The following is a 25,521-nucleotide window of genomic DNA, read 5'->3' on the forward strand; positions in this document are numbered from 1 at the left end:
CGCCTGGTCTAATGTCCCGCCCGGTACCTTGAACCCAGAAGAAAAGCCGGGAGGATTTCTCGTGATTTACGTCGTTGCCACCTTGACCATCAAGCCCGAGACGCGCGCCGAGTTCATTGCAGCCGCCACCGCCTGCATCAAGGAGACGCGGAAAGAGCCCGGCAATATCGCCTATGATATGCATGAAAGCGTCACCGATCCGACCAAGATGGTGTTCGTCGAGCAGTGGGAGAATGCCGAGGCGCTGGTGCCGCACCGTGGCATGGAGCACATGAAGACGTTCGGCCGCATTGCGGTGAAGTGCTTCACGGCGCCGCCGAAGGTCGAAGTGATCACGCCCGAGAAGGTCGAGACACGGTAACAGGGTAGAAGCGAATGATCCGGGCGACGCAGGTTAGGGGACAGCACCGCTTCACCGAAGCACCAGCGGACACGGTCGTGCTCGATTTCGACGATCGGCACCGCCGCCGCATGGCGATGACGGGGACGCGGGGGCTCGAATTCCTGCTCGACCTGGAGAACGCCGTTGCACTGCGCGGCGGCGATGCGCTGGTGCTGGAGGACGGCCGGCTGGTCGAAGTGGTTGCGGTGCCCGAGCCGCTGCTCGAGATCCGCGGCCGTGATCCGCACCACCTCATCCGCGTCGGCTGGCACCTCGGCAACCGTCATTTGCCGACGCAGATCATGGCCAAAGCCTTGCGCATCCGCCGCGACCACGTCATCGAGGCCATGGTGAAGGGGCTTGGCGCGCGTGTCGTCGAGATCGAGGCGCCGTTCGATCCCGAAGGCGGCGCCTACGCCGATGCCGGTCATGCGCACGGGCACGATGACCATGCGCATCATGATCACGGCCATCACGATCATGGCGACCATCATCATGATCACCACGGCCATGATCATCATGGCCACGATCACCATGCCCATGATCATGCCGCGCATGACCATGGGCACGATCACCATCATCACGACGAGCATTGCGACCATCCCGACCACCACCACGGCCACAAACATGCTCATGACCACAAATGAGCCGGTCAATGCCGGTGACCTCGCCGCGTGCGAGGCGGCGGCGCTGTACCGGCTGATGACCTGGCTGTCGCCGGCGTTTCCCGTCGGCGGCTTCTCCTATTCCAGCGGGATCGAATGGGCGGTCGAGGCGGGCGATATCACCGACACGGCGACGCTCGCCGACTGGCTCGATGCGATGCTCGGCGACGGTTCGGGCTTCTGCGATGCGACGTTCCTGGTCCAGGCTTATCGCGCCACTGAAGCGGGCGAGGAGACCGCCTTGCGCGACATCGCTGAGCTCGCCGCGGCGTTCGTGCCGTCGCGCGAGCGGCAGCTCGAAACGAGCTCGCAGGGCCGCGCCTTCATCGAGATCGCCCGCGCCGCGTGGGATGCTGAGGGACTGGATGCCGTGGTTGCGGCATGCAGCACGCCATTGGTCTATCCCGTCGCGGTCGGCGTGGTCGCCGCGATGCACGGCGTTCCGCTGGCGCCGACGCTGCACGCCTTCCTGCACGCTGTGGTCTCGAACTGGATTTCCGCGGCCAGTCGCCTCATTCCGCTCGGCCAGACCGACAGCCAGCGCGTGCTGGTGCGGCTGGAAGCAGCGGTTGCCGCGACCGCCAATCGTGCGCTGAGTGCGACGCTGGACGATCTCGGCAGCGCGACGTTTCGCGCCGACCTCGCCAGCCTGCGGCACGAGACGCAGTACACGCGGCTGTTCAGGTCGTGAGCGGGTCGCGCCGCATTCCGTCGTCCCGGCGAAGGCCGGGACACATAACCACAAGTCTTTGTGGCGATACACAACTGCAGCCACAGCCTACCGCATCAATTGCATTCGGTGGCTATGGGTCCCGGCCTTCGCCGGGACGACACTAGGAGAGAGCGAGCTACATGTCGAAATCTCACGGCCCCTTGCGTGTCGGCGTCGGCGGTCCGGTCGGATCGGGCAAGACCGCGCTGATGGATCTGCTCTGCAAGACCATGCGCGAACACTACGACATCGCGGCAATCACCAACGACATCTATACCAAATGGGATGCGGAATTCCTGGTGCGTTCGGGCTCGCTGACGCCGGATCGCATTGCCGGCGTCGAGACCGGCGGCTGCCCGCACACCGCGATCCGCGAAGATGCCTCGATGAACCTCGCAGCGGTCGCGGACATGCGCGCGAAATTCCCCGGCCTCGACCTCGTGCTGATCGAATCCGGCGGCGACAATCTCGCTGCCACTTTTTCCCCGGAGCTTGCCGACCTCACCATCTACGTGATCGACGTGGCGGCCGGCGACAAGATCCCGTCCAAGGGCGGCCCCGGCATCACCCGGTCCGACCTCCTGGTCATCAACAAGATCGATCTTGCGCCCCATGTCGGTGCTTCCCTGGAGAAGATGGAGACGGATGCCAAGCGGATGCGCGGCGCGCGTCCCTTCGTCATGACCAATTTGAAGAAGAGCGAGGGGCTCGACCGCATCGTCGGCTTCATCGAGGCCAAAGGCGGCCTGAAACGGGCGGGCTGACGGACGCGACGACTTGGCACAGGCCTTTTCCGCCGTTAACGCCTGAGGCAGACCGTATCCGCGGAACAAATTTGGGACACGGCGATTGATTACCTCCGGTACCCGGGGCAAATCCATTCCGGACGGACGACCGGCCGGCCGGGCGGATTAAGCTTATCAGGCGACCCAAGTTGCGTACTGATGCCTCCTCCTCCATTATCTCCGCCATCGGGGTTCATCCTGTTTCGGCACTTGGCCGTTCGAGCGGCGTTCATATGCTCCGTGTTTATTGCCGACCTCCTGCTTCGGTCTGAGTAGTCGCGTGGTCCGGCTGGGTTTCATCATCGGCTTCATTGCCCTGCTCGGAGCCTTGCTTTCCGGGCTTGCCGCCTATCGCGTCCACGACCAGGAGCTGGCGCTGGACCGGATCGCGCTCGCGCGTGCGATCGACGTCCATGCGAGCCTGGTGCAGGACCGGCTGACCGAGCGCGAGCTGCTCGCGCGTGTCGCCTCCGGCCTATTCCGCGCGCCGTCGGTGCTCAAGCCCAACATGCTGGAGCCGCTGCGCTCGGCGATCTACGCCTTCAAGACCGATTTCGTGGTGGCCGGTTGGGTCGCCCGGCTGCAGCCGAACGAGCTCGTTGCGGCGCAGGCCGCGATCGCGGCCGCCGGCTTCCCGAAGCCGCAGATCCGGGACTACAGCGACAAGCCCATCGCCCCCGCGAGCCTCACCCATCCGATCGACGTGCTGATGGATCTCGAGCCGCGCAGCGACGAGACCAAGGCGCTGCCCGGCCGCAGCTATGACCAGGATCCGGTGCGCAGCGCGATGCTCGCCCGGGCTCGGATCGAGAAGCGGTCGGTTGCCTCCGACCCGGTGCCGCTGCTGCGCGGGAATGGTCCGATCGGCATCATCGTGGCTGCTCCAGTGATTCCCGAGGGGGCAACGGAGCCGGCCGGGTTCGTCACATTCTCCTACGAGCTCGCCTCGCTGATGCTGACCAACGACGACATGTCGTTGTTCGCGGTCGCGCTCAAGGATCCACGCAAGGACGGCGGCGAGCTCGTCGCCAACGACCAGGGCATTGTCTCCACGCGCATGACGGCGGTGGACGGGCCGGCGCCATCGGCGACGCGCACCGTGAGCTTCGGCGGCCGCGACTGGCAGCTCGGCTATTACGCCAAAACCAATTCGGCGCGGCGTGCCGAGCAGACTGCGGTCATCGTGGCAGCGATCGGCTTTGCGATCACCGCGATGGTGTGCGGCCTGTTCGGCTATGTCGCCTACAACAATTTGAGGCTCAGCCGGGAAATCCAGGTGCGGATCGGCTTCGAGCGCCGCCTGACCGCCGTCATCGACGAGCTCAACCACCGGGTCAAGAACATCCTGGCGGTGATCCAGTCGATCGTGACGCGCACGCTGCGCCACGGCTCGGACATCGACGTCGCGCGCGAGCTGCTGATCGGCCGCATCCACGCCATGTCCAACGTGGTCTCGCTGCTCAGCGAGAGCCAGTGGCAGGGCGTCAAGCTGAAGGGCCTGTTCGAGGCGCGCGCCATTCCGCATGCGGACCGCATCGCCGTCACCGGTCCTGACATCGCGGTGAGCGCGCGCGCGGCGCAGAGCCTGTCACTTCTGTTTTTCGAGCTCGCCTCGCATTCGGACGAAGGCCTGTCGCTGGTCGGCAAGCATCCGCACATCACCGCCAACTGGACGGTGACGGGCGAGGGGACCGATGAGGTCTTCCATTTCCGCTGGGAGGAGTTCAACACCAGCGAGGCGACGCGCCGCCCGGATTCCGATTTCGGCCTGATCCTGCTCGACCGCGTCGCGCCCGAAGCGCTCGGCGGAACCGCCAAGCGCTACTTCACCGACGTCTCCTATGTCTACGAGCTGACCGCTCCGATGGAGACGGTCGTCGATATGTCCGAGCGCGACCGCACGGACAAGCTCTCGGCCCCGGTGAGGCCTGTGCGATAAACCTCGCGCACTTCAGCTCGAGGTCGGTCGAGCAGCGATTGCGGTCATCTCGAGCTTGACGCCTGAACCGAGATCGGCCACGCCGACGGCGGCGCGCGCAGGCAGATGAGCTTCTGCGAAGTGCGCCTTCCAGGCCGCATTGAACGCAGCCTTCTCGCTCAGATTCGTCATGAAAATAGTCACCTGCAAGACGTTGGCCAGGTCAGATCCGAGAGTCTCCAGGAGACGCGACAGCTGGCCAAGCACATCGTTTGCCTGACCTGACATGTCAAGGCTCGTGTCCTCAGGGACGATTCCGCCGATGTAAAGCACGCCTCCATGCTCGACCACTTCGTGGAGCAATCCTTCGTATGGCAAGATGCGTTTGATCATGATGAGACTGATGCTCCTGTGGGAAAAGACATGAGATGTCCACGCGTTCTTATCACCAAGGCGTGGAACTTGAGGCGGGGACGGACGGCGGGCATTTTCAGCGCCTGATCTAGCCCTTCGGTCGCAATACGAGATCGACCAGACTGCGTGCGTAAGCCGGCGTGATCGGCGCGATGCCGAAGACGTAGCGGTAGAACAGGCCGCCATAGATCGCGTCATAGAGGTCCTCAGGCGCCCCCTCGGCCAGGACGCTGCCGTCCTTCTGGCCCGCGGCGATCATCTCCACCAGCGCGTCGCGGCGGAATTGCAGGTAGCGTGCGTAGAACAGCTCGGCCGAGCCGGTCTTGGAGATGCATTCGGAGATGACGGCGAGCTGCACCTTGCCGAACTCGCCCTGGAGCGCCTCGGCATAGGCCGCGGCATGGCGGCGCGCGCGTGCCGCGGGCGTGCCGGAGCTCACCGGGGGCAGCGGCAGCATTTGCGCGGCATGGTGGAGAAAGGCGTCGATCAGCAGCGCCTCGCGCGATGGCCACCATTTGTAGATCGTCATCTTGGAGACGCTGGAGTGGCGCGCGACCGCGTCGATGGTGGTGGCGGCAAGGCCGGTGGCGGCCATCAGCGCATAGGCGCTTTCAAGGATGGCGTTGGAGGTCTCGATCGACCGCGGCCGGCCGCGCCTGGGCGCGCTGTCAGCCTCTTCACCCCCGCCTTTCGCCATCGCCACGCCCGGTCTCCTCACGCAGAGTTCCTCCGCATAGCGCAGCCACAGGTCTCGGCCTAGCAGAATCGCACGATTATGTTGTCAGGTCTGCTGCCGCAGGGCCGCAGGCAGGTCCTGCCGCTTCGACCAGATGATGTAATAGGCGACCGCGATCATCGCGGCGAAGCCAACGATGCTCACCGCGACCTGCATCACCACCAGGTTCGGCCCCGTGATCAGGAGGAGATGGCCGGCGAAGGAGAGGAACACTGCGACGCAGAACACCGCGAGCCATTCCTCGCCGCATATGATCACCGCCTGAAGCGGCCGCCATTTCAGGCCGGGATGATCGGCCGGAATGAGATGGGTCGCAATGAGCGCGAGCGCGAGGAAGTGGACCACGCGATAGAGCGCGAGGTTTTCCTTGTCGGTCGGCGCGATGCTGTTGAGAAGGAGGTCCGGCAAATGGGCGGACAGCGTCGGCGAATGGCGCATCAGGGTGACGGCCATCGCAAAGACGAGATAGGCGCCTGCGAGGCTCCGCAGCCAGGACATGCCACGCAGCGCACGGCCGGGGGCGCCTGTCACGGCGAACCAGCCGCCCAGCACCATCAGCATCTGCCAGCACAGCGGATTGAAGGTCCACTCCTGGTCTGGATAGACCCGGAAATTCCAGTCGAACCAGCGCGCCGCGGCGTACAGCCCGACCGATGCCGCCAGCGTCAGGTGCGGCCATCGAAGCAGCCCCCACAGCACGAGCGGAAAGAACGCCATCAGCGGGATCATCAGTTGCAGGAGGTCGAGGTTCAGCGGCTCTTCCTGGAGCACCAGGCCACGGACCAGGATGCGCAGCGGGTGCTCGAGAATCCCTGAGATGTTGTATTCGTGAATGATCTCCGGCGCCATCGATTGCGAGGCGACGTAGGCGATGGCGTCGATGTAGATCACGAACAGCACGACATAGGCGGCGTAGAGCCGCCAGACGCGGCGAAAGACGCGCGTTGCCGCGACGATGTAGCCGCGCTCCAACGCCATCCTGCCGTGGATGATGGCGACGCCGTAGCCCACCACGAACACGAACAGGTCGGCGGCGCCGCTGAAGCCGAAATTGCGCAGCGTCAGCAGGTTGACGACGTTGTTCGGGATGTGGTCGACGAACACCGACCAGTTGGCGATGCCGAGCGTCAAATACAGCCTGGCGTCGGGATGGAATGCGGCGAGGTTCGCCTTGACGGACGGTTTCATCGCGGAAAATGACTTTCGGAATCAGGGGCGCTGCTTTTAGCGGCAACCACCTACCTATCCGAGTAGCGTTTGCGTGAGTAGGTCAGGTTTGTCCGATTGGCGAAAAATTATGCAAGACGCGCCGGTGCGTTCGCGTGTCCGCCCTCAGCCCGTCTGGGACGCAATTTCTGCAAAGGAAGCGGACCTGCCCTGCGATCGCGGCCCGCGCCTCCGAGGTCGGCAACCCCTGGCGGCGGGAGGTTCACAGTCCGCGCGCTCGGACCCTCCATGATCGCCCTGCCGGCAGCTGGAGATAATTCAAATCGGCGTGGTGCCCGTACCGTTACTCGGCAGGTTCAGCCGATGCCTCGTCGGATACGCCGGCCCGGCTCGCCATGATTCCGAGTGCGACGCCGCCGATCGCCAGGATCGGCAACAGCCGCTTGACGCCAATGGCGCGAACGATCTGGAGTCCCGTGGCGAGCAGCACGGGATCGGTGAGCATGCTCGAGGCCGCCGACTTCGCGGCGCGCTCGGCCGCGATCTGGGCGCGCTTCTGCACCTCGCGCTTGTAGCCCCAATAGGTACCCGCCGCGGTGAGCGTCAGCAGGAAGAAGATGCCGGCGCCGGCGAGGCAGGCCTGCACCGGTCCGTATTTTTCCAGCACCGAGATGAACGCGGCCGCGCAAAGGAAGCATGTCGTGATGAAGAGCGCGAGTGCGGCGCCTGCGGCGAGCGACGTCAGACGGACCGTCGTCCCGGTCGATGCGCTGATGCCGTCGATAATACGCTGAAACATGCCCTTGCTCCTCAATCCCCCACAAGCCCGAGGCGACGGCGGCCGCGCCGCCGCGATCTCAGGGACCGTCCCGCGCTTTACCGGCGCCAGGCGACGCCGATCAGGAAGCCGATGCCGAGCGCGATACCGACGGTCGCGAGCGGCCGCGCGGTGATGGCGTCTTCCAGCGTCTCCTCGATCGAGCCATAGGCATCCTGCGCCGCGCCCATCATGGCGCTGCCGCGCTCGGACATGTCGTCGAGCGTCGAATCCACGTTCTCGCGCGCTTGCTTGTAGCCTCGCCGGGCCTGCTTTCCCGCCGAATTGGCAAAGGCATTGAGCGCGTCGGTTATCTGGTCGGTAAGGGCGGCGATATCGTTTTTCACGGCTGCTACATCCTTCTCGAGGCGTTCTGCGGTGGCTTTGTCGATCCAGTCTCTCATCCTGGTTTCGCCGTCGGCTATTGACATCGCAAACTCCGAACTGTTGGCGGTGAGATGGGCGGAAAACGTTTCGTCGTGACGGAAGTTCCGTTCGCGGGAGCCCGTCACGCCTGCGGGAGCTGCGGCGAATCTTCCGGCAACAGATGCTCCTTCATGATGAGGCCCACGATCAGGAGCGGCGACGACAGAAACGCGCCCATTGGTCCCCACAGCCAGGTCCAGAAGGCCAGCGCGATGAAGACGGCGAGTGCGTTCAGCGACAACCTGCGGCCGATGATGGTCGGCGTGATGAAATGTCCCTCCAGGAAGGTGATGCCGCCGAAGGCGAGGGCCGCCATCAGGCCGCCGCCAATGGTCGGGAGGGCAATCAGCCCAATCAGGGCCAGCACCACGAACATGGCGACCGGTCCTATGATCGGTATGAAGTTGAGCGCCGCCGCGAGTGCGCCGAGCCCGGCCGGATTTGGCATGCCGGTGATGGCGCAGATGATGCCGGTCGCGACGCCGACGCCGATATTGATGACGGTGACGGTCAACAGGTAGTTGCCGAGATGAACCTCGATCTCGTTGAGAATCCGCAGCGTGCGCAGCCGCGCGTCTCGGTCGCCGAAATTCATGATCAGCGCCCGCCGCAGGTCGCGCCAGCTTGCGATGAACAGGATCAGGGTGGCGAAGAACAGCAGGAATTCAGCGAAGGTGGGCGACAGGAATTCCAGCGTCGGCTGCACCCATTCGGCCTTCGGCAGCGGCAGGCTTGGCAGACCCTCCGAGCCGCCGACCATGGTTTGCAGCTCCTTCCACAGCGCCAGCGGCCGGTCGAAAACGTGCAGCTTCTCCTTCAACTGCGCGCCCAGTTCCGGCAGGCGCGAGCTCCATTCCATCGCGGGCACGGCAATCAGCGCGACGACGAAGGCGACCACCGTCGTCACCGCGGTCACGAGCAGCACGGCGCCGAGCGCGCGCGGCACGCCCCGCCGTTCCAGAAAGCCTGCGGCCGGCGAGAGCATGGTACCGGCGACGACGGCCATCACCACCGGGAGGAAGAACGCCTTGGCGAAATACAGCACCCCGATCACGGCGATCAGAAGCAGGCCGGCGAGTGCATAGGCGACGAACTCGGTGCGGCGAATGATCGGCGGCAGCTCGCTATGGCTGTCGGGGAGTGGGGCGCCTTCGCCGTTGCCGGAAATCAGACGTTCACTGGGAAGGACGCGCACAATATCTCTCCCGCACGGAGGTGTCCGGGCGCCCATTGGTCATCGGGAAACGCCGGAGGGGCGCCGCGGTTCCATCGCGGCTTCGTGAAGTTGCGCTCGCTTGACTGTGACGTCGCCGCCGCAGATGGCGGCGGAACTTGAGTCGGCCCGGCTGCGTTTGTTGGGAAGCCGCATCACCTGAGATGCACGTATCCAATGGGGCAGCACATGACAAAGGTCTCTTTAGTCCGTCGCAGCTTCTCGCCGCGCGCCGCCGCAGCTTTTGCCTTCGCAACTGCTCTGCTCGCGGTGCCCTTCGCCAGCGCAAGCGCGCAGACGCTGGGCTATGTGCCGATGCTACCGCAGGCGTATCAACAAGGCCCGAGCTATTCGCAGGGCTATATCAGCGAGCCGGCGCAAACGGCCGACGAGGATGCCCAATTGCCCGACCGGCTGCGCAAGCAGGTCGTCAGCTTCGACCGCGGCGAGCCGGCCGGCACGATCGTGATCGATACCGGCAATACCTACCTGTATTACGTGCTCGGCAACGGCCGGGCGATCCGCTACGGCGTCGGCGTCGGCCGCGAGGGCTTCACCTGGTCGGGCGTGCAGAGCGTCAGCCGCAAGGCGGAATGGCCGGACTGGCATCCGCCGGCCGAGATGATCGCGCGCCAGCCCTACCTGCCGCGCTTCGTTGCCGGCGGACCCGGCAATCCGCTCGGCGCGCGTGCGATGTATCTGGGCTCGAGCGAATACCGTATCCACGGCACCAACGATCCCACCACCATCGGCAAGTTCGTCTCCTCGGGCTGCATCCGCATGACCAACGAAGACGTCACCGACCTGTTCAGCCGCGTCAATATCGGCGCCAGGGTCGTGGTGCTGCCGAAGAACGTGCCGCTGATGGCGAAAGGCGGCGACAAGGGGAGTGATTCTTGGCGCAAGCGCCCTGCGGCGACGACGCTACCCTCGGGCCGGCAGGCCCTGAACATCTCGACGTCGGCCGTGAACTGAGAACTGGGTGAAAGCGCATGAAGAGACGTTCGATCAGCAGACTGGCCGGTGGCGCCGCGGCGATCTTCTCCACCGCATCCCTCGGCCTCGCGCTGATGCCGGCGGCGCATGCGGAGGATTTCTTCTCGGCGCTGTTCGGCGGCTTCCGGATGCGCCCGCCGCCGGAGCTCCGGATGCCGTTCCCCAATGACGACATGCCGCGCTACGACACGCCGCGGCAGCGGGCTGCCTATGGCGGCGGCGCCGCCTATTGCGTGCGCGGTTGCGATGGCCGTTACTTCCCCGCGCAGGGAAATGACGCCGAGAGCAAGGCGCAATCCTGCAAGAGCTTCTGCCCGACCTCGGAAACCTCGCTGGTCTATGGCAGCAACATCGAGGACGCCACGACCGAGAGCGGAAAGTCGTATTCCGACCTGCCGAACGCCTTCCGCTACCGCAACGAGATCGTGTCGGGCTGCACCTGCAACGGCAGGGATCCGGTCGGTCTCGCCCAGATCAAGGTCGAGGACGACCCCACCTTGCGCAAGGGTGACATCGTCGCGGGCGCCGATGGCCTGGTGGTCGCCGGCCGCAACGCTGGCGATCGCCGCGGCGTCGCGATGAACTTCTCCCCGCTGCCGGACTCGGTCCGCGCCAAGTTCCGCCAGGTGCCGGTGGTGGCGAAGGAATAGGGTCGCATCGCGTGTGATGCGATGTGGTGCCTCAATCCTAAATCGTCGTCCCGGACAAGCGCGCCCGAAGCGCGCGTAGATCCGGGATCCATATCCACAGGGCGTGGTTTGGCGAAGACTCGGAGTTGCCAGCTCGCGCGACAATGGTCCGCCGGGGGTATGGACCCCGGATCAGCGCTCGCTGTGCTCGCTTGTCCGGGACGACACCGAGGGGGTTGCTACAGCCTTCTCTCCAACCCCGCTTCCCTACGCCGCGCGGATCTTGCCGAGGAAGCCGGTGACGTCCTCGCCGAGCTGGCGGCTCTGGCTCTCCAGCATCTCGGAGGCGTGTTTGACGTTGTCCGCGGCCGCCGCGGCGGCGTCCGCATCGGCCTTCACGCCGGTGATGTTGTCCGAGACGTTCTTGGTGCCCTGCGCCGCAAATTGCGTGCTGCGGGTGATCTCCTGCGTCGCCGCGCCCTGCTCCTGCACGGCGGCCGCGATCGCGGTTGCGACCTCGTTCACCTCGCCGATGATGCCGCCGATGGTCTGGATCGCGTTGATGGCGTCGCCGGCCACCCGCTGGATGTCGGCGATCTGCTCGGAGATTTCCTCGGTGGCCTTGGCCGTCTGGCTCGCCAGCGACTTCACCTCGGAGGCGACCACGGCAAAGCCGCGGCCGGCTTCGCCGGCGCGCGCCGCCTCGATCGTGGCGTTGAGCGCGAGCAGATTGGTCTGCGCCGCAATGGTGTTGATGAGGCCGACGACCTCGCCGATGCGTCCGGCGGATTTTGCCAGGCCCTGCACGGTGCCGTCGGTTTCGCGCGCCTGGGTGACGGCGCGGCCGGCGATACCTGCGGCATGGGCGGCCTGCTGGCTGATGTCGTTGATCGAGGCAGAGAGCTCCTCGGCGGCGGCGGCCACGCTGTCGACGCTCATGGAGGCGTCATTGGAGGCCTTGCCGGCGACCTGCACGCGGTCGTTGGTCTGGCGTGACACCGCTGACAGGTCGCCCGAGGTCTTGCGCATCGCGCCGGAGGCCTCGCTCAATTCGCCGAGCGTCTTGCGCACCGCGCCCTCGAACTCGCCGACATAAACCTCGATCGCGCGCTGGCGTGCCGAAGCGCCCGCATTGCGCGCGCGCTCCTGCTCCTCGATCTTGAGCTTGTCGGTCGCCTGCTGCTTGAAGGCTTCCAGCGCGCCGGCGAGCGCGCCGATCTCGTCCTTGCGGTCGAGATAGCCGCTGTCCACGGCAAGGTCGCCGCCGGCGACCTTCAGCATGGCGTCGCGGATGGTGTTGAGCGGATGGATGACGCGGCGGTTGACCAGCATGATGGCGCCCACGGCGAGGGCGATGGCGAGCGCCAGAAGTGCGAGCTGCATGATGAGCGCGCGTTGAGCTGCGGAGCGCTGTTCCAGCGTATGGCTCTTGGCGGCGTCGAGTGCCGTCTCGGCGACGGCAACCGCGCTGGCCAGACGGCCCACCGTAACCGGTGTCCACTGGTTCGCGGTCATCTCGGCCTTTTCGCCATTGGCAAGCATATTGGCCAGGCGGTCGCGAAGGGCCAGATATTGCGGATCGAAATAGGCGCTCTTGGCCGCCGCCACGGCGGACGACAATGCGGGCGGGAGCTGCATGCCCGACGTCGACAATTCCAGCGCCTTCCACATCGCGCTCGTTCCGCCGACAAATTGGGTATAGGCGAGGCGGGTCTCCGGCGCGATGCGGCCGGCGGTGAGTCCGGTCGAGACGATCAGCGAGGCTTCGCCCGCGGTGTTGCGCAGCAGCCAGGCGCTCTGCTTGATCGACAGCAGCTGGTCGATCACGGCGTCCTGGTGGTTGACGGTGGCGGCCAGGACGCTCGAGAGCTTGTCGAGCGTCTCGAGCAGGCCCTGCGTCGTCTCCATATATTCCTTCGGCAGGCCCGCGCGGCGCTGGTCCTTGGGCTTGGCCACGTCCTCCCAGAACTGCTTCTGCTCCTCGCTCAGCAACTTGTAGAGGCGCGCGAGCTCCGGCACCAGCGTGCCGGACTGCGGAAAGTCCATGGTCGGCAACAGCTCCAGCGCGCGTGCCATCGCCGGCATCTGGGCGTCGCGGATTGCACGCAGATACTTCTCGATCTCGCCGTCCATCGGGTCGGTCGAGTTGAGGAGCCGGTTGGTGGTCGAGCGGTCGGTGCGCAGATTGTGCATCGCCTTGAACAGATCGGCGGAGGCGTCCGCGATCTGCGAAATGCGGTTGGCGGTCTTCAGGCGATCCCAGGATTCATAGGCGGTGAGCGAGAGTACGATCACCACACAGACCGACGTGATCGCGATCACTGCCTTCAGCAGCGCGGATACGGTCAGACGATTGAGCATCGAAGTCCCCCCAAATTCCCATTGCAAATTTCGTGAAGACGCCCGGCAACATCGGCAAACGGGGGCGCGGCAGATCGGCAATCGCACGCCGTTTGCGCCTCAGGGGCTCAAACGGTTTCTGCATCTGAAAGGAAAAGGGTAAAGTTTTCGGCCGCTGGCCTGCCGGTAGAAGTACGCATTTACTAGAAGTTGCAATGGGTTGCCCGGATGGAACCTGCGCGCGAGACAGACGTTAGGATATCGTTAGCAATCTGCCTGAAGGGGGCCTCGCGATGCTGGTCGGCGTACTCGTCACCTTTCTCGTCGTTATTCTCGTGCTCTATCTCATCAACATGTTGCCGATGGACGGCCGCGCCAAGCAGATCGCGCGCGTGATCGTGATCATCATCGGCGTGGTGTCGCTGCTGAAATATCTCACGGTGTTCTAGCGAGGCCTGTAGCCCGCATGAGCGAAGCGATATGCGGGACCCGCCGTCCCGGATGTCGCTTCGCTCATCCGGGCTACGGCTCTTTCAACAAAAAAGCCCCGGCTTACGCCGGGGCTTTATTTGCCGCGTCTAGTGCAGCGTCTTGAGCCAGTCGTCGACGTCCTGACGAACCTGGTCCTTGGCCTTGCCGTAGCGTTCCTGGAGCCGGCCCTCGAGCTGTTCGCGGCGTCCCTCGATCAGTTTGAGGTCGTCGTCGGTGAGCTTGGCCCACTTCTCCTTGGCCGAACCCTTGAACTGCTTCCAGTTCCCTTCAATGCGATTCCAGTCCATGACGATCTCCCGTTGGTTGATGGCCCGACAACGCGAGCGGCGCGCAGCCGTTCCTCCTCGCGCCGCGACGTTTCGCCCGCCGCGTTCTCGTATCGTAGCCCGGATGGAGCGAAGCGTAATCCGGGTCTTGCCCCAAGCACCTGCCGGCCCCGGATTGCGCTTCGCTCCATCCGGGCTACGGGTGCTCAACAAAAAAGCCCCGGCGTGAGCCGGGGCTTTTGCTGTTTGCGTATCCGGGCTTACCCCGCTGCCTTCGCCTCGCGGCGGCGCGCGGTGAGGATGTACTCGGTGTAGCCGTTCGGCTGCTCGCGGCCCTTGAAGATGAGGTCGCAGGCGGCCTTGAAGGCGACGCCGTCGAAGGCGGGCGCCATCGGCTTGTAGATGGCATCGCCGGCGTTCTGCTTGTCGACGACGACGGCCATGCGCTTCAGCGATTCCATCACCTGCGCCTCGGTGATGACGTCCTGATGCAGCCAGTTGGCGAGATGCTGGCTCGAGATGCGCAAGGTGGCGCGGTCTTCCATCAGGCCGACATCGTGGATGTCGGGCACCTTGGAGCAGCCGACGCCCTGGTCGATCCAGCGCACGACATAGCCGAGGATGCCCTGGCAGTTGTTGTCGATCTCCTGCTTGACGTCGTCGGGCGCCCAGTTCGACTTCGACACCGGAATGGTGAGGATGTCGGACAGCTTCGCGCGCGGCCCGCCCTTGGTCAGCTCCTCCTGGCGCGCGATGACGTTGACCTGGTGGTAGTGCAGCGCGTGCAGCGTCGCGGCGGTCGGCGAGGGCACCCAGGCGGTGGTGGCGCCGGCCTGCGGATGGGCGAGTTTCTGTTGAAGCATGTCGGCCATCTTGTCGGGCGCAGCCCACATGCCCTTGCCGATCTGGGCATGACCGGGCAGCCCGTCGATCAGGCCCATGTCGACGTTCCAGTCCTCGTAGGCCTTGATCCAGGCCTGCGCCTTCATCTCGTTCTTGCGGATCATGGGGCCCGCTTCCATCGAGGTGTGGATCTCGTCGCCGGTGCGGTCGAGGAAGCCGGTGTTGATGAACATGATGCGCTTGGAGGCGCGCTGGATGCAGGCCTTGAGGTTGACGGTGGTGCGCCGCTCCTCGTCCATGATGCCGACCTTCAGCGTGTTCTCCGGCAGGCCGAGCATCTTCTCGACGCGGTCGAAAATCTCGCACGTGAACGACACCTCGTCCGGGCCGTGCATCTTCGGCTTGACGATATAGGCCGAGCCGGTGCGGCTGTTCTTGACCTTCGAATTGCCCTTGAGGTCGTGGATGGCGAGCAGGCCGGAGACGGCGGCATCCAACAGGCCCTCCGGGACCTCCTCGCCCTTTTCGTCCAGCACCGCATCGGTGAACATGTGGTGACCGCAATTGCGCATCAGCAGCAGGCTGCGGCCGTGCAGCTTGACCTCGCCCTTGCCGTCCGGCGTCTTGTAGCTGCGGTCGGCGTTGAGCGAACGCGTCAGCGTCTTGCCGCCCTTCTCGAAGTCGGCCGAGAGCGTGCCGTTCATCAGGCCGAGCGTGTTGCGGTAGACCAGCACCTTGTCCTCGGCGTCGACCGCGGCGACCGAGTCCTCCATGTCGAGAATGGTCGAGACCGCGGCCTCCATGACCATGTCGGCGACGCCGGCGGGATCGTCCTTGCCGATCGCGCTGTTGCGGTTGATCGTCACCTCGACATGCAGGCCGTTGTTGACGAGCAGCACCGCGCTCGGCGCGGCCGCATCGCCCTGGAAGCCGGCGAACTGCGCCGCGTTCTTCAGCGCGGTCGCATTGCCGCTCTTCAGCTTCACCGCGAGCTGGCCCGCGACGACGCTGTAGGCGGTGACGTCGGTGTGGCTGCCGGTCGCGAGCGGCACGGCGGCGTCGAGGAAGGACTTGGCCTTCGCGATCACCTTGTCGCCGCGCGCCTTGTTGTAGCCCTTGCCGCTCTCGGACGGATCGTGCGGGATCGCGTCGGTGCCGTAGAAGGCGTCATAGAGCGAGCCCCAGCGCGCGTTCGCCGCGTTCAGCGCATAGCGCGCATTGGTGAGGGGCACGACGAGCTGCGGGCCGCAGATCTTACCGATCTCCTCGTCCACATTGGCGGTCTCGACCTTCTGCGTCGCCGGCTCCGGGACGAGATAGCCGATCTCCTTCAGGAAGGCGGTATAGGCATTGAGGTCGAACGCCTTGCCCTTGCCCGCGCGGTGCCAGTCGTCGATCTTGGCTTGCAGCGTGTCGCGCACCGCGAGCAGCGCCCGGTTCTTCGGCCCGAGGTCCTTGATGATGGCGGCAACCCCGGCCCAGAACGCATCCGGCGCGATCCCCGTTTTCGGGGCCGCTTCCTTGGCGATGAAGTCAAACAGGACGGGAGCGATCTTCAATCCGTGGGCGTCGACGCGTTTCATGATGGTCTTTCTTGTTGGAAATGGCTGTTTTTTGGCTGCTTTTGACCCGACAGCAGCAAAATGCGCTCCAAGGGAGCGGCTTTCGGGGTCCTATTAGCCCCAAAAACGGGGCGGTGAGAAGACCCCCAGGGGTTTGTCAAAATGTCAAGAAGAGGTGGAGGCCAGCGAGGGCGGCACTTGGCGTCAAATGCCAAAGCAACGGGCGCGCTCTCTCCCCGGCGTCGTCCCGGCGAAGGCCGGGACCCATAACCACAGGGAGAAATTTGGCGAAGATTAGTAGTCCGGGACTCGCACCTCATCCCCACTGAAAGATCACGCGGTATGGGTCCCGGCCCCCGTGCGCAATTGCACACTAGGCCGGGACGACACCGATGATGTGGCGCGATAATCGGCGCCTCAAATATTCGCGGCGAGATCCACGACTTCGTCGAACAGCACGCCTGATGTCTTCAGCATCTGTTCGATCTCGTCTGCCGCCTCGGCGACCGTCCGTGTCGAGGTGTCGATCACGAGCTCGGCCGCTTGCGGCACCTCGTAGTCGTTGCCGATGCCGGTGAACGACGCCAGCGCGCCGGCGCGGGCCTTCTTGTAGTGGCCCTTGGGGTCGCGCTCCTCGCAGACGCCGGCCGGTGTCGCGACATGGATCTCGCGGAACGCGGTGTCGGCGATGCGGCGCGCGGTGGCGCGGTCCTCGCGGGCGGGCGAGACGGCGGCGACGATCGCGATGTGGCCGTTGCGGGCGAGATGCGTCGCGACTTCAGCCAGGCGGCGGATGTTCTCGCTGCGGTCGGCGGCGGAGAAGCCGAGATCGCCGTTGAGGCCTGCGCGCAGCGTGTCGCCGTCGAGCAGGATCGGCGAGCCGCCATTGGTGAACAGCCGCCGTTCCAGCGCCTTCGCCAGCGTCGACTTGCCGGAGGCCGGCAGGCCGGTGAGCCAGACCACGGCGCCGTTGTGCTGATAGCGCGCAGAGCGCTCGTCGGGACGGAGCGCCGATTCCACCGGCACGATGTCCACGGGCACCGCGCGCTGGCCGGCATCGACCGACAGCACGAGGCCGCCGCCGGCGATGCGCCCGGAGACCTCGATCACGAGACGTCCGGTGCGCGGATTCTCGGTGTAGGGATCGGTGGCAATCGGATTCGAAAGAGAGATGTCGATCTCGCCGACATGGTTGCGGCCGATCGCCTTGTTCTCGACGCTCGACAATTCGCCGGGATCGACCGCCTTCTCGATGGCGACGACGGTGGCGCGGCTTTCCTTCGGTCCGCAGCGGACCAGGAGCTGGTCGCCTTTGGCCAGCGGCTTGTCGTGCAGCCAGAAGATGCGCGCGCGCAGGCGGCGCGTCTCGCGCGGGGCACTGCCTGTATGCGCGACGATGTCGCCGCGCTCGATGAACAATTCGCGGTCGAGCGTGATGCCGACCGAGCGGCCCGCGCCCTGACGTCCGGCAATCGGCGTCGCCGGCCAGCTCTCGACCGTCTTGATCCTGGCGATCTTGCCGGCCGGCATGATCACGATCTCGTCGCCGGCAATCAGGCTGCCGGATTCGATGCGGCCCGCCACGATGCGGCGGTCGTCGAACTTGTAGATCGCCTGCACCGGCAGCCGCAGCGCCAGCGCTTCCAGCGGGCGCGCCGGCTCGAGCTGGTCCAGCGCCTCGACCACGGTCGGACCCTTGTACCAGCCGATGCGGTCGGTGCGCTCCGCGACGCCGTCGCCGTCGCGTGCGGAAATCGGGATCACGGCCGTGGGCTTCACGCCGAGGCTTTGCAGATGCGCCGAGATCTCGTCGCTGATTTCCTTGAAACGTTCAGCAGAGAAGTCGACGCGGTCCATCTTGTTGACGACGATCGCGACCTGCTTCACGCCGAGCAGATGCAAGAGATAGCCGTGCCGCCTTGTCTGGTCGCGCACGCCTTCGAGCGCGTCGATGATCAGCACCGCGCCGTCGGCCTGCGAGGCGCCGGTGATCATGTTGCGCAGGAATTCGGCATGGCCGGGCGCGTCGATCAGCACGATGTCACGCGAATTGGTGCGGAAGCGGATCTGCGTGGTGTCGATGGTGATGCCCTGGTCGCGCTCGGTCTGGAGCGCGTCGAGCAGGAATGACCATTCGAACGGCATGCCGCGCCGCGCGCTGACGGCTTTCAGCATCTCCAGCTTGCCGTCGGGCAGGCTGCCGGTCTCGTGCAGCAGGCGGCCGACCAGCGTCGACTTGCCGTGGTCGACATGGCCGACGATGACGATGCGGACCTGCGGGCGCGTGGTGCCGTTCGGGGTCGCGGGCGAAGCGGGGGTGACGATCATGTTCATGGCCGCGGTGCGTCCTGAGGTCAGAGATAGCCGGCGACGCGCAGACGCTCGAAGGCGTCTTCGGTCTCGTGGTCGAGCGCGCGTCCCGCGCGCTCCGGCACCTTGGTCTGCTCGAGCTCGACCAGGATCTCGTCGATGGTCGACGCGGTCGAAACGACCGGATTGGTGATGTCCTGATCGCCCAGCGAGCGGTAGCGCTTGCCGTTCTGCGACAGATAGAGCGGGATGATCGGGATGTTCTCGCGCTTGGTGTAGGCCCAGATGTCGGCCTCGGTCCAATGCAGGATCGGATGGATGCGCAAATGCGCGCCTTGCGGCGGCGAGGCGTTGAAATGATCCCAGAACTCGGGCGGCTGGTCGCGCACGTCCCAATTGCCTTCGAGACCGCGCGGCGAGAACACGCGCTCCTTGGCGCGGGTGGCCTCCTCGTCGCGGCGGATGCCGGCGATCAGGCCGTCGAAGCCGTATTTGCCGAGTGCCATCTTGAGACCTTCGGTCTTGCGCGCGGCGGAACGGGCGGCCGGCGGAAGCGTTGGGTCGACAGCATCGATGGGCGGGCAGGGCTCGACGCGCAGGTCGAGATCCCACTCCTTGCCGTAATGATCGCGGAAGCGATACATCTCCGGAAACTTCTTGCCGGTGTCGACATGGAGGGCCGGGAACGGCATGCGGCCGAAGAACGCCTTGCGCGCCAGCCAGATCATGACGTTGGAGTCCTTGCCGAGCGACCACAGCAGGGCGATCTTCTTCAGGCGGGCGAAGGCCTCGCGGAAAATGTAGATGCTCTGCGCCTCGAGCTGGTCCAGATGGTCCATGCTGGGCGCAACATCAGCAGAAAATTCTTGCGAGCCCGAGCGTCCGACGAGGGCGGGGCTGCTCACTCCGACAGCTGCGGAATCGTCCTTGAGAAGATGCATCTCTGCCACTTTGCGTTTGGAGGCGAAAATTCTATAGTTGCAGCGCAGAAGAGAAGAAAAAATTTTCTCTTTGCGCGCTCGAAACGACACATATATAGAAAATAATTCCAGTCAACCCCGGATGTGGGGGAAGCGAGTATCGTATGCGGTTCTTGCCCGTGTTCCTCGATCTCAAGGCCGGTCCGGTGGTTCTCATCGGCGCGGGTGAGCTTTTGCGCGCCAAGCTGCGCGTGCTCGCCGCTGCCGGCGCGCGCATCCGCGTGCATGCGATCGATGGCAATCGGGATCTGAGCCTCAGCTCCGAGGACGCCGCGCGCGTTGAGATCGCGACCGGCGATCCGCTCACCGCCGATCTCTCAGGCGTCATCGCCATCGTCTGCGCGGGTGCGGGCGATGTCGGCGTTGCGATGTCGGCGCGGGCGAAGGCGCTCGGCCTGCCCGTCAACGTCATGGACGATCTCGAGCATTCCAGCTTCATCTTCCCGGCCATCGTCGATCGCGGCGATGTCGTGGTCGCGGTCGGCACTGGCGGCACGTCCCCGGTGGTGGCGCGGCGCGTACGCGAGAAGATCGAGGCGCTGCTGCCGGCGCGCATCGGCGAACTCGCCGAGTTCATCGGCGGTTTCCGCAAATCCATCAACGAGCGCATTGCCGAGTTTCCGCTGCGCCGTCGCTTCTGGGAGCGCGTCATCGACGGCCCGATCGGTGCCTCCGTGCTCGCCGGCCGCAAGGGCGAGGCGGATGCGACGCTCAAGGCTATCTCAAATCCCTCCGAATTCGCGCGTGCCGACAAGCCGGAAGGCTCGGTGGCGCTGGTCGGCGCCGGTCCCGGCGATCCCGACCTTCTCACCATCAAGGCGCTGCGTGCGCTCCAGGACGCCGACATCGTCTTCCATGACGAGCTGGTCTCGCCTGAAATTCTCGACCGCATCCGCCGCGACACCACGCGCGTCGCGGTCGGCCGCCGCGTTGGCAAGCCCGGTATCGGCCAGGACGCCATCAACAAGCGCATGATCGAGGCCGCGCAATCCGGCCAGCGCGTGGTGCGGCTGAAGGGCGGCGATCCCTTCGTGTTCGGCCGCGGCGGCGAAGAGGTCGAAGCGCTGCGCACGGCGGGCGTTGCCTATTCGATCATTCCCGGCATCACCGCCGGGCTCGGCGGTGCCGCCGATTTCGAGGTGCCGCTCACCTATCGTCATGAAGCGACCCGCATCACCTTCCTCACCGCGCACAAGGCGCGCGATGCGGAAGCCGTGGACTGGTCGACGCTGACCGACACCAAAATGACCGTCGTCGTCTACATGGGCATGACCGCGGCGCCCGCCGTCCGCGCCGGCCTGTTCGCCGCCGGCCGCTCGCCGGAAACGCCGGTCGGTGTGTTCGCCCGCGTCACGCGGCCGGATGCGCAAGGCGCGATCGGCACACTGCGCGACCTGCCCGAGCTCGTGCGGCGGACCCATGGCGGTCCCGCCATCCTCATCATCGGTGACGTGGTCCGGCATGCCGGCTCGCTTCGCCGCCAAACACCCAAGCAAATCATCTCTGACCTCCTGGATGCTGCCGAATGACCTCTCCTCTGCAACAAAAGCTGAAAATTACGGGTCCCTCCGTCGTGACCGCCAACCGGACCTGGGACGGCGTCGTCGTCTATCGCACGGCTGCCAAGGGCTGGTCCGTGGAACTGACGGATGCCGCGATCGTGCGAAACTCCGACGAAGCGAAAGCCTTGCTCGCCGAGGCCGTGGCCGATGACGTCGGCGCGATCGGCCCCTATATCGCGCCGGTGCAAGTCGACGAGGCCGGCAAGATCCTGCCGGGTAATCTGCGTGAGCAGATTCGCCGCGATGGCGTGACGATCGGCTTGCCCGTCTGAATGTTGGCAGAGCTCTAAGGCATTCTTCATGTACGCTTACGACGAAATCGACCGCACGCTGGTCAACGAGCGCGTCTCGGAATTCCGCGACCAGGTGAAGCGGCGCCTCTCCGGCGAGCTCACCGAGGACGAGTTCAAGATGCTGCGCCTGCAGAACGGCGTCTATCTGCAACTCCACGCCTACATGTTTCGCGTCGCGATTCCCTACGGCACGCTGGCGTCGAACCAGTTGCGGGCGCTGGCCCATGTCGCGCGCAAATACGACCGCGGCTACGGCCATTTCACCACGCGCCAGAACATCCAGTTCAACTGGATCAAGCTGTCGGACCTGCCGGACGCGCTGGCCGATCTCGCCGAGGTCGGCATCCACGCGATGCAGACCTCCGGCAACAACATGCGCAACGTCACCTCGGACCAGTGGGCCGGCGTCGCGCCCGGTGAGATCGAGGATCCCCGCATCTGGTCGGAGCTGATCCGCCAGCACACCACGCTGCATCCGGAATTCTCGTTCCTGCCGCGCAAGTTCAAGATCGCGATCACCGCGTCGGACCACGACCGCGCCGCGATCAAGGTCCACGATATCGGCCTGCGCCTGATCAAGAACGAGAAGGGCGAAACCGGCTTCGAGGTCCTGGTCGGCGGTGGTCTCGGCCGCACGCCGTTCATCGGCAAGACCATCAAGCACTTCGTGCACGGCCGCGATCTCCTCAGCTACATCGAGGCCATCCTGCGCGTCTACAATCAGTACGGACGCCGCGACAACATCTACAAGGCCCGTATCAAGATCCTGGTGCACGAGCTCGGCATCGAGAAATTCTCCCGCGAGGTCGAGGACGAGTGGCAGCACATCCGCAACTCCTCGCTCCAGATCGACGACGAGGTGATCGAGGACATCCGCTCGCGCTTCATCTATCCGGCGTACGAGAAGCTGCCGCACATGCCGGACGAGTTGCGGCAGGCCGCGGCCGATCCTGATTTCGAAGCGTGGCGCAAGAACTCCGTCGCCGCGCACAAGAACCCGGGCTATTCCATCGTCACGATCTCGCTGAAGCCGATCGGCGCGCCTCCGGGTGATGCCACCGCCGAGCAGATGAATGCGCTCGCCGATCTCGCCGACAAATATTCCTTCGGCGAAATCCGCGTCGGCCACGAGCAGAATCTGGCGCTGCCGCACGTCGCCAAGCGCGACCTGCCGGCGCTGTGGAAGGCGCTCGACAAGCTCGGGCTGGCGACGCCGAACGTCAATCTGATCACCGACATCATCGCCTGCCCCGGGCTCGACTATTGCTCGCTGGCGAATGCGCGCTCGATCCCGATCGCGCAAGAGCTGACGCGGCGCTTCGCCAATCACGAGCTCGCCAACCTGATCGGCCGGCTGCACATCAACATCTCGGGCTGCATCAATGCCTGCGGCCATCACCATGTCGGCCATATCGGCATTCTCGGCGTCGAGAAGAACGGCGAGGAGGTCTACCAGATCACCATCGGCGGCCGCGCCGACGAGGGCGCCGCGCTCGGCAATCTGATCGGCCCCGGCGTCAAGTTCGACGAGGTCGCCGACGTCGTCGAGGACATCGTGGAAGCCTATCTCGCGCTGCGCGAGCGTCCGGAGGAGCTGTTCATCGACACGGTGAAGCGCCTCGGCGTCGAACCCTTCAAGGAGCGTGTCTATGCCACTCGTTAACGGCGGTAAAATCGCCGACGACAGCTTCGTCAAGCTGGCCGTCGACACGCCGCTGCCCGAGGGCGGCGACATCCTGGTGCCGGCCGAGCGCTTCGTCGGCGAGGCGGATGCGTTGCTCAAGCGTGCCGGCAAGGTCGGCGTGATCTGGCCGAACAATCGCGACATCGACGAGCTCGTGCCGTATCTCGGCAAGGTCGCCGCCGTTGCGCTGGTGTTCCCGACTTTCCGCGACGGGCGTGCCTACAGTCAGGCGCGGCTGCTGCGCGAGCGCTACAACTATCGCGGCGAGTTGCGTGCGACGGGACAGGTGCTGCGCGACCAGTTCGTGTTCATGCTGCGCGCGGGCTTCGATTCCTTCGAGGTCAAGAAGCAGGCCGATGCGGAAGCCTTCATGCAGACCGCAAAGCGCTATTCGGTGTTCTACCAGCCGACCGGCGACGGCCGCATCACTGCGCTGCACCGGCGCATGCAGTTGCGTCACTCGGAAGGTGTCGGCACGTGAACGCCATTGCGCCTCAGCTATCTCCGGTGTCCGTTTCCGCGCTGCCCTCGGCCGAGGTGCTCGATCGCGCGTTGCGCGACGCCTCGCCCGCGGAAATCATCGCCGCGGCCCTGAAGACGGTCGGCCGCGACAAGCTTGCGGTGGTGTCGTCCTTCGGCACGGAATCGGCGACGCTTCTGAAGGTGATGGCGGACGTCGATCCTGCGATCCCCGTGATCTTCCTCGACACCGGCTGGCTGTTCGAGGAGACGCTCGCCTATCGCGACACGCTGGTCGCGACGCTGGGTCTCAAGGACGTTCGCTCGATCAAGCCGGCGGAGGAGACGCTGTCGCGCGAGGATCCCGAGCGCGACCTCTGGTTCTCCGATCCCGACGCCTGCTGCCGCATCCGCAAGGTGGAGCCGCTGGCGCGCGCGCTGAAGCCGTTCGATGCCTGGATCAACGGCCGCAAGCGCTTCCAGGGCAATGCGCGCGCCGACATTCCGGTGGTCGAGGACGACGGCACGCGGCTGAAGTTCAACCCCTTCGCCAACGTCTCGCGCGAGGAACTCGATGCGATTTTCGTCCGCGCCAAATTGCCGCGTCATCCACTGGCTGCCTCCGGTTTCCTGTCGGTTGGGTGTATGCCTTGCACCAGCAGAACGGCCGAAGGCGAGGATGCACGCGCCGGTCGCTGGCGTGGCCGGGCCAAGACAGAATGCGGCATCCACACGATGAAGACTTCGTAGCACAGTCAGGCTGCGACGCCGCGAACAAGAAAATCCGGTTCCGTTGACTTAAGCGCGTTTCGCCCCGAGTTATGCCTGCCATCGATGACGCCGACGTCGTCGAGGTGAATGGAGATGGACATGCTGCGCCGTATCGTTCCGCTCGTGGCAGGACTGCTTTGGGCAAGCTCGGCTCTCGCCGCCGACATCAACCTGTTGAACGTTTCGTACGATCCGACGCGGGAGCTCTATGCCGAGTTCAACAAGGCGTTTGCGGGTGCCTATCAGAAGGAAACCGGCAAGAGCGTCGAGATCAAGCAGTCGCATGGCGGCAGCGGTTCGCAGGCGCGCGCGGTGATCGACGGATTGCAGGCCGATGTGGTGACGCTCGCGCTCGCCTATGACATCGATGCGATCGCGAGCAAGGGCCTCACGACGGCCGACTGGCAGAAGCGTCTGCCGCAGAATTCATCGCCCTACACGTCGACCATCGTGTTCCTGGTGCGCAAGGGCAACCCGAAGGGCATCAAGGACTGGGACGACCTGCTCAAGCCGGGCGTTGCCGTGATCACGCCGAACCCGAAGACATCGGGCGGCGCGCGCTGGAACTATCTGGCGGCCTGGGGCTTCGCGCAGAAGAAATACGGATCAGCCGACAAGGCCAAGGAGTTCATCGGCAAACTCTACCAGCAGGTGCCGGTGCTCGATACCGGCGCGCGCGGCGCCACCGTGACCTTCGTCGAGCGCGGCGTCGGCGACGTGCTGCTCGCCTGGGAGAACGAGGCCTATCTCGCGCTCAAGGAATTCGGTCCGGAAAAATTCCAGATCGTCGCGCCGCCGCAATCGATCCTCGCGGAGCCGCCGGTCGCGATCGTCGACAAGGTTGCCGATAAAAAGGGCACCCGCAACGCGGCCGACGCCTACCTCCAGTACTGGTACACCAAGGAGGGCCAGGAGATCGCCGCGCGCAATTTCTACCGTCCGCGCGACGCCGAGATCGCCAAAAAATATGAAAACTCCTTCGCGAAGGTCGAGCTTTTCACCATCGACGACGTTTTCGGCGGCTGGACCAAGGCGCAGAAGGAACATTTTGCCGACGGCGGCATTTTCGATCAGATCTACAAGAACTGATCGGGCGCCG

General features: G+C 65.1%; 25 protein-coding genes. 14 read left to right on the forward strand and 11 right to left on the reverse strand.

The window, feature by feature from the left end; translation table 11 throughout:
* Positions 1 to 61: 61 nt before the first annotated feature.
* The 5 genes from XI08_RS42410 (at position 62) to XI08_RS42430 (ending at position 4,483) form a co-directional block, all read left to right on the forward strand.
* A complete protein-coding gene (locus tag XI08_RS42410; RefSeq protein WP_027544239.1) occupies positions 62 to 361 on the forward strand; it encodes a putative quinol monooxygenase in 300 nt (99 codons plus the stop codon).
* A gap of 14 nt (positions 362 to 375) precedes the next feature.
* Positions 376 to 1,029 (forward strand): urease accessory protein UreE, encoded by a 654-nt coding sequence (locus XI08_RS42415; RefSeq protein WP_271578981.1) that lies wholly within the window; start codon positions 376 to 378, stop codon positions 1,027 to 1,029.
* Positions 1,010 to 1,738 (forward strand): urease accessory protein UreF, encoded by a 729-nt coding sequence (locus XI08_RS42420; protein ID WP_333929537.1) that lies wholly within the window; start codon positions 1,010 to 1,012, stop codon positions 1,736 to 1,738. Before XI08_RS42415 ends, XI08_RS42420 begins: the two co-directional genes overlap by 20 nt.
* Before the next feature lie 161 nt (positions 1,739 to 1,899).
* Positions 1,900 to 2,523 carry an urease accessory protein UreG gene (ureG, locus tag XI08_RS42425; protein ID WP_027544236.1) on the forward strand — a complete coding sequence of 208 codons (624 nt, stop codon included), beginning with the start codon at positions 1,900 to 1,902 and terminating at the stop codon, positions 2,521 to 2,523.
* A gap of 301 nt (positions 2,524 to 2,824) precedes the next feature.
* Positions 2,825 to 4,483 (forward strand): CHASE domain-containing protein, encoded by a 1,659-nt coding sequence (locus XI08_RS42430; RefSeq protein WP_027544235.1) that lies wholly within the window; start codon positions 2,825 to 2,827, stop codon positions 4,481 to 4,483.
* 12 nt (positions 4,484 to 4,495) lie between these two features.
* Here XI08_RS42430 and XI08_RS42435 read toward each other — a convergent pair whose 3' ends face one another.
* From XI08_RS42435 to XI08_RS42460, 6 genes are all read right to left on the reverse strand, one after another.
* The gene (locus XI08_RS42435; RefSeq protein ID WP_049823340.1) at positions 4,496 to 4,855 is read right to left on the reverse strand and encodes a RidA family protein; all 360 of its coding nucleotides are present in this window, start codon (positions 4,853 to 4,855) and stop codon (positions 4,496 to 4,498) included.
* Between the two features lie 109 nt (positions 4,856 to 4,964).
* Positions 4,965 to 5,573: a TetR/AcrR family transcriptional regulator gene (locus XI08_RS42440; protein WP_049823339.1), complete on the reverse strand. Its 609-nt coding sequence runs from the start codon at positions 5,571 to 5,573 to the stop codon at positions 4,965 to 4,967.
* 84 nt (positions 5,574 to 5,657) lie between these two features.
* The gene (locus XI08_RS42445) at positions 5,658 to 6,800 is read right to left on the reverse strand and encodes an OpgC domain-containing protein (protein ID WP_271578982.1); all 1,143 of its coding nucleotides are present in this window, start codon (positions 6,798 to 6,800) and stop codon (positions 5,658 to 5,660) included.
* A gap of 322 nt (positions 6,801 to 7,122) precedes the next feature.
* A complete protein-coding gene (locus XI08_RS42450) occupies positions 7,123 to 7,578 on the reverse strand; it encodes a hypothetical protein (RefSeq protein WP_027544231.1) in 456 nt (151 codons plus the stop codon).
* Between the two features lie 77 nt (positions 7,579 to 7,655).
* A complete protein-coding gene (locus XI08_RS42455; RefSeq protein WP_271579124.1) occupies positions 7,656 to 8,027 on the reverse strand; it encodes a DUF883 family protein in 372 nt (123 codons plus the stop codon).
* 77 nt (positions 8,028 to 8,104) lie between these two features.
* Positions 8,105 to 9,217, reverse strand: a complete 1,113-nt coding sequence (locus tag XI08_RS42460; protein ID WP_271578983.1) for an AI-2E family transporter — start codon at positions 9,215 to 9,217, stop codon at positions 8,105 to 8,107.
* A gap of 207 nt (positions 9,218 to 9,424) precedes the next feature.
* Between XI08_RS42460 and XI08_RS42465 the strand changes: the two genes are divergently transcribed.
* Together XI08_RS42465 and XI08_RS42470 are read left to right on the forward strand one after the other, a co-directional pair.
* Positions 9,425 to 10,210 carry a L,D-transpeptidase gene (locus tag XI08_RS42465; protein ID WP_271578984.1) on the forward strand — a complete coding sequence of 262 codons (786 nt, stop codon included), beginning with the start codon at positions 9,425 to 9,427 and terminating at the stop codon, positions 10,208 to 10,210.
* Between the two features lie 17 nt (positions 10,211 to 10,227).
* Positions 10,228 to 10,881, forward strand: coding sequence for a DUF2865 domain-containing protein (locus tag XI08_RS42470; RefSeq protein WP_271578985.1), 654 nt, complete (start codon positions 10,228 to 10,230; stop codon positions 10,879 to 10,881).
* Positions 10,882 to 11,127: 246 nt separating this feature from the next.
* On the opposite strand, the gene XI08_RS42475 is transcribed toward XI08_RS42470, so the two are convergent.
* The gene (locus tag XI08_RS42475) at positions 11,128 to 13,221 is read right to left on the reverse strand and encodes a methyl-accepting chemotaxis protein (RefSeq protein ID WP_271578986.1); all 2,094 of its coding nucleotides are present in this window, start codon (positions 13,219 to 13,221) and stop codon (positions 11,128 to 11,130) included.
* A 272-nt stretch (positions 13,222 to 13,493) separates the two neighbouring features.
* Between XI08_RS42475 and XI08_RS42480 the strand changes: the two genes are divergently transcribed.
* The gene (locus XI08_RS42480; RefSeq protein WP_042335954.1) at positions 13,494 to 13,649 is read left to right on the forward strand and encodes a Thivi_2564 family membrane protein; all 156 of its coding nucleotides are present in this window, start codon (positions 13,494 to 13,496) and stop codon (positions 13,647 to 13,649) included.
* A 129-nt stretch (positions 13,650 to 13,778) separates the two neighbouring features.
* On the opposite strand, the gene XI08_RS42485 is transcribed toward XI08_RS42480, so the two are convergent.
* The 4 genes from XI08_RS42485 to cysD form a co-directional block, all read right to left on the reverse strand.
* Positions 13,779 to 13,979 carry a CsbD family protein gene (locus XI08_RS42485; RefSeq protein ID WP_027544225.1) on the reverse strand — a complete coding sequence of 67 codons (201 nt, stop codon included), beginning with the start codon at positions 13,977 to 13,979 and terminating at the stop codon, positions 13,779 to 13,781.
* Between the two features lie 239 nt (positions 13,980 to 14,218).
* A complete protein-coding gene (locus XI08_RS42490; protein ID WP_271578987.1) occupies positions 14,219 to 16,384 on the reverse strand; it encodes a malate synthase G in 2,166 nt (721 codons plus the stop codon).
* Positions 16,385 to 16,780: 396 nt separating this feature from the next.
* On the reverse strand, positions 16,781 to 18,697 hold the full coding sequence (gene cysC, locus XI08_RS42495) for an adenylyl-sulfate kinase (RefSeq protein WP_271578988.1): 1,917 nt from the start codon (positions 18,695 to 18,697) through the stop codon (positions 16,781 to 16,783).
* 20 nt (positions 18,698 to 18,717) lie between these two features.
* Positions 18,718 to 19,512, reverse strand: coding sequence for a sulfate adenylyltransferase subunit CysD (gene cysD / locus XI08_RS42500; RefSeq protein ID WP_027544222.1), 795 nt, complete (start codon positions 19,510 to 19,512; stop codon positions 18,718 to 18,720).
* Between the two features lie 245 nt (positions 19,513 to 19,757).
* Here cysD and cysG point away from each other — a divergent pair, with 245 nt between their 5' ends.
* The 6 genes from cysG to XI08_RS42530 all read left to right on the forward strand — a co-directional run bounded on the left by cysG (position 19,758) and on the right by XI08_RS42530 (position 25,511).
* Positions 19,758 to 21,182, forward strand: coding sequence for a siroheme synthase CysG (gene cysG, locus XI08_RS42505; RefSeq protein WP_271578989.1), 1,425 nt, complete (start codon positions 19,758 to 19,760; stop codon positions 21,180 to 21,182).
* Positions 21,179 to 21,487: a DUF2849 domain-containing protein gene (locus tag XI08_RS42510; protein WP_027544220.1), complete on the forward strand. Its 309-nt coding sequence runs from the start codon at positions 21,179 to 21,181 to the stop codon at positions 21,485 to 21,487. Before cysG ends, XI08_RS42510 begins: the two co-directional genes overlap by 4 nt.
* Before the next feature lie 28 nt (positions 21,488 to 21,515).
* Positions 21,516 to 23,171 (forward strand): nitrite/sulfite reductase, encoded by a 1,656-nt coding sequence (locus XI08_RS42515; RefSeq protein WP_271578990.1) that lies wholly within the window; start codon positions 21,516 to 21,518, stop codon positions 23,169 to 23,171.
* Complete coding sequence (locus tag XI08_RS42520) at positions 23,158 to 23,673, forward strand: DUF934 domain-containing protein (RefSeq protein ID WP_271578991.1); 516 nt, start codon at positions 23,158 to 23,160, stop codon at positions 23,671 to 23,673. The genes XI08_RS42515 and XI08_RS42520 overlap by 14 nt, the downstream gene beginning before the upstream one ends.
* Complete coding sequence (locus tag XI08_RS42525) at positions 23,670 to 24,401, forward strand: phosphoadenylyl-sulfate reductase (protein ID WP_271578992.1); 732 nt, start codon at positions 23,670 to 23,672, stop codon at positions 24,399 to 24,401. The genes XI08_RS42520 and XI08_RS42525 overlap by 4 nt, the downstream gene beginning before the upstream one ends.
* A 108-nt stretch (positions 24,402 to 24,509) precedes the next feature.
* Entirely contained in the window at positions 24,510 to 25,511 is a 1,002-nt protein-coding gene (locus XI08_RS42530) for a sulfate ABC transporter substrate-binding protein (RefSeq protein ID WP_271578993.1), read from the forward strand.
* The last annotated feature ends 10 nt before the right edge of the window (positions 25,512 to 25,521 follow it).

It is taken from the genome of Bradyrhizobium sp. CCBAU 11361 (assembly GCF_028128935.1).
Classification (GTDB): domain Bacteria; phylum Pseudomonadota; class Alphaproteobacteria; order Rhizobiales; family Xanthobacteraceae; genus Bradyrhizobium; species Bradyrhizobium niftali.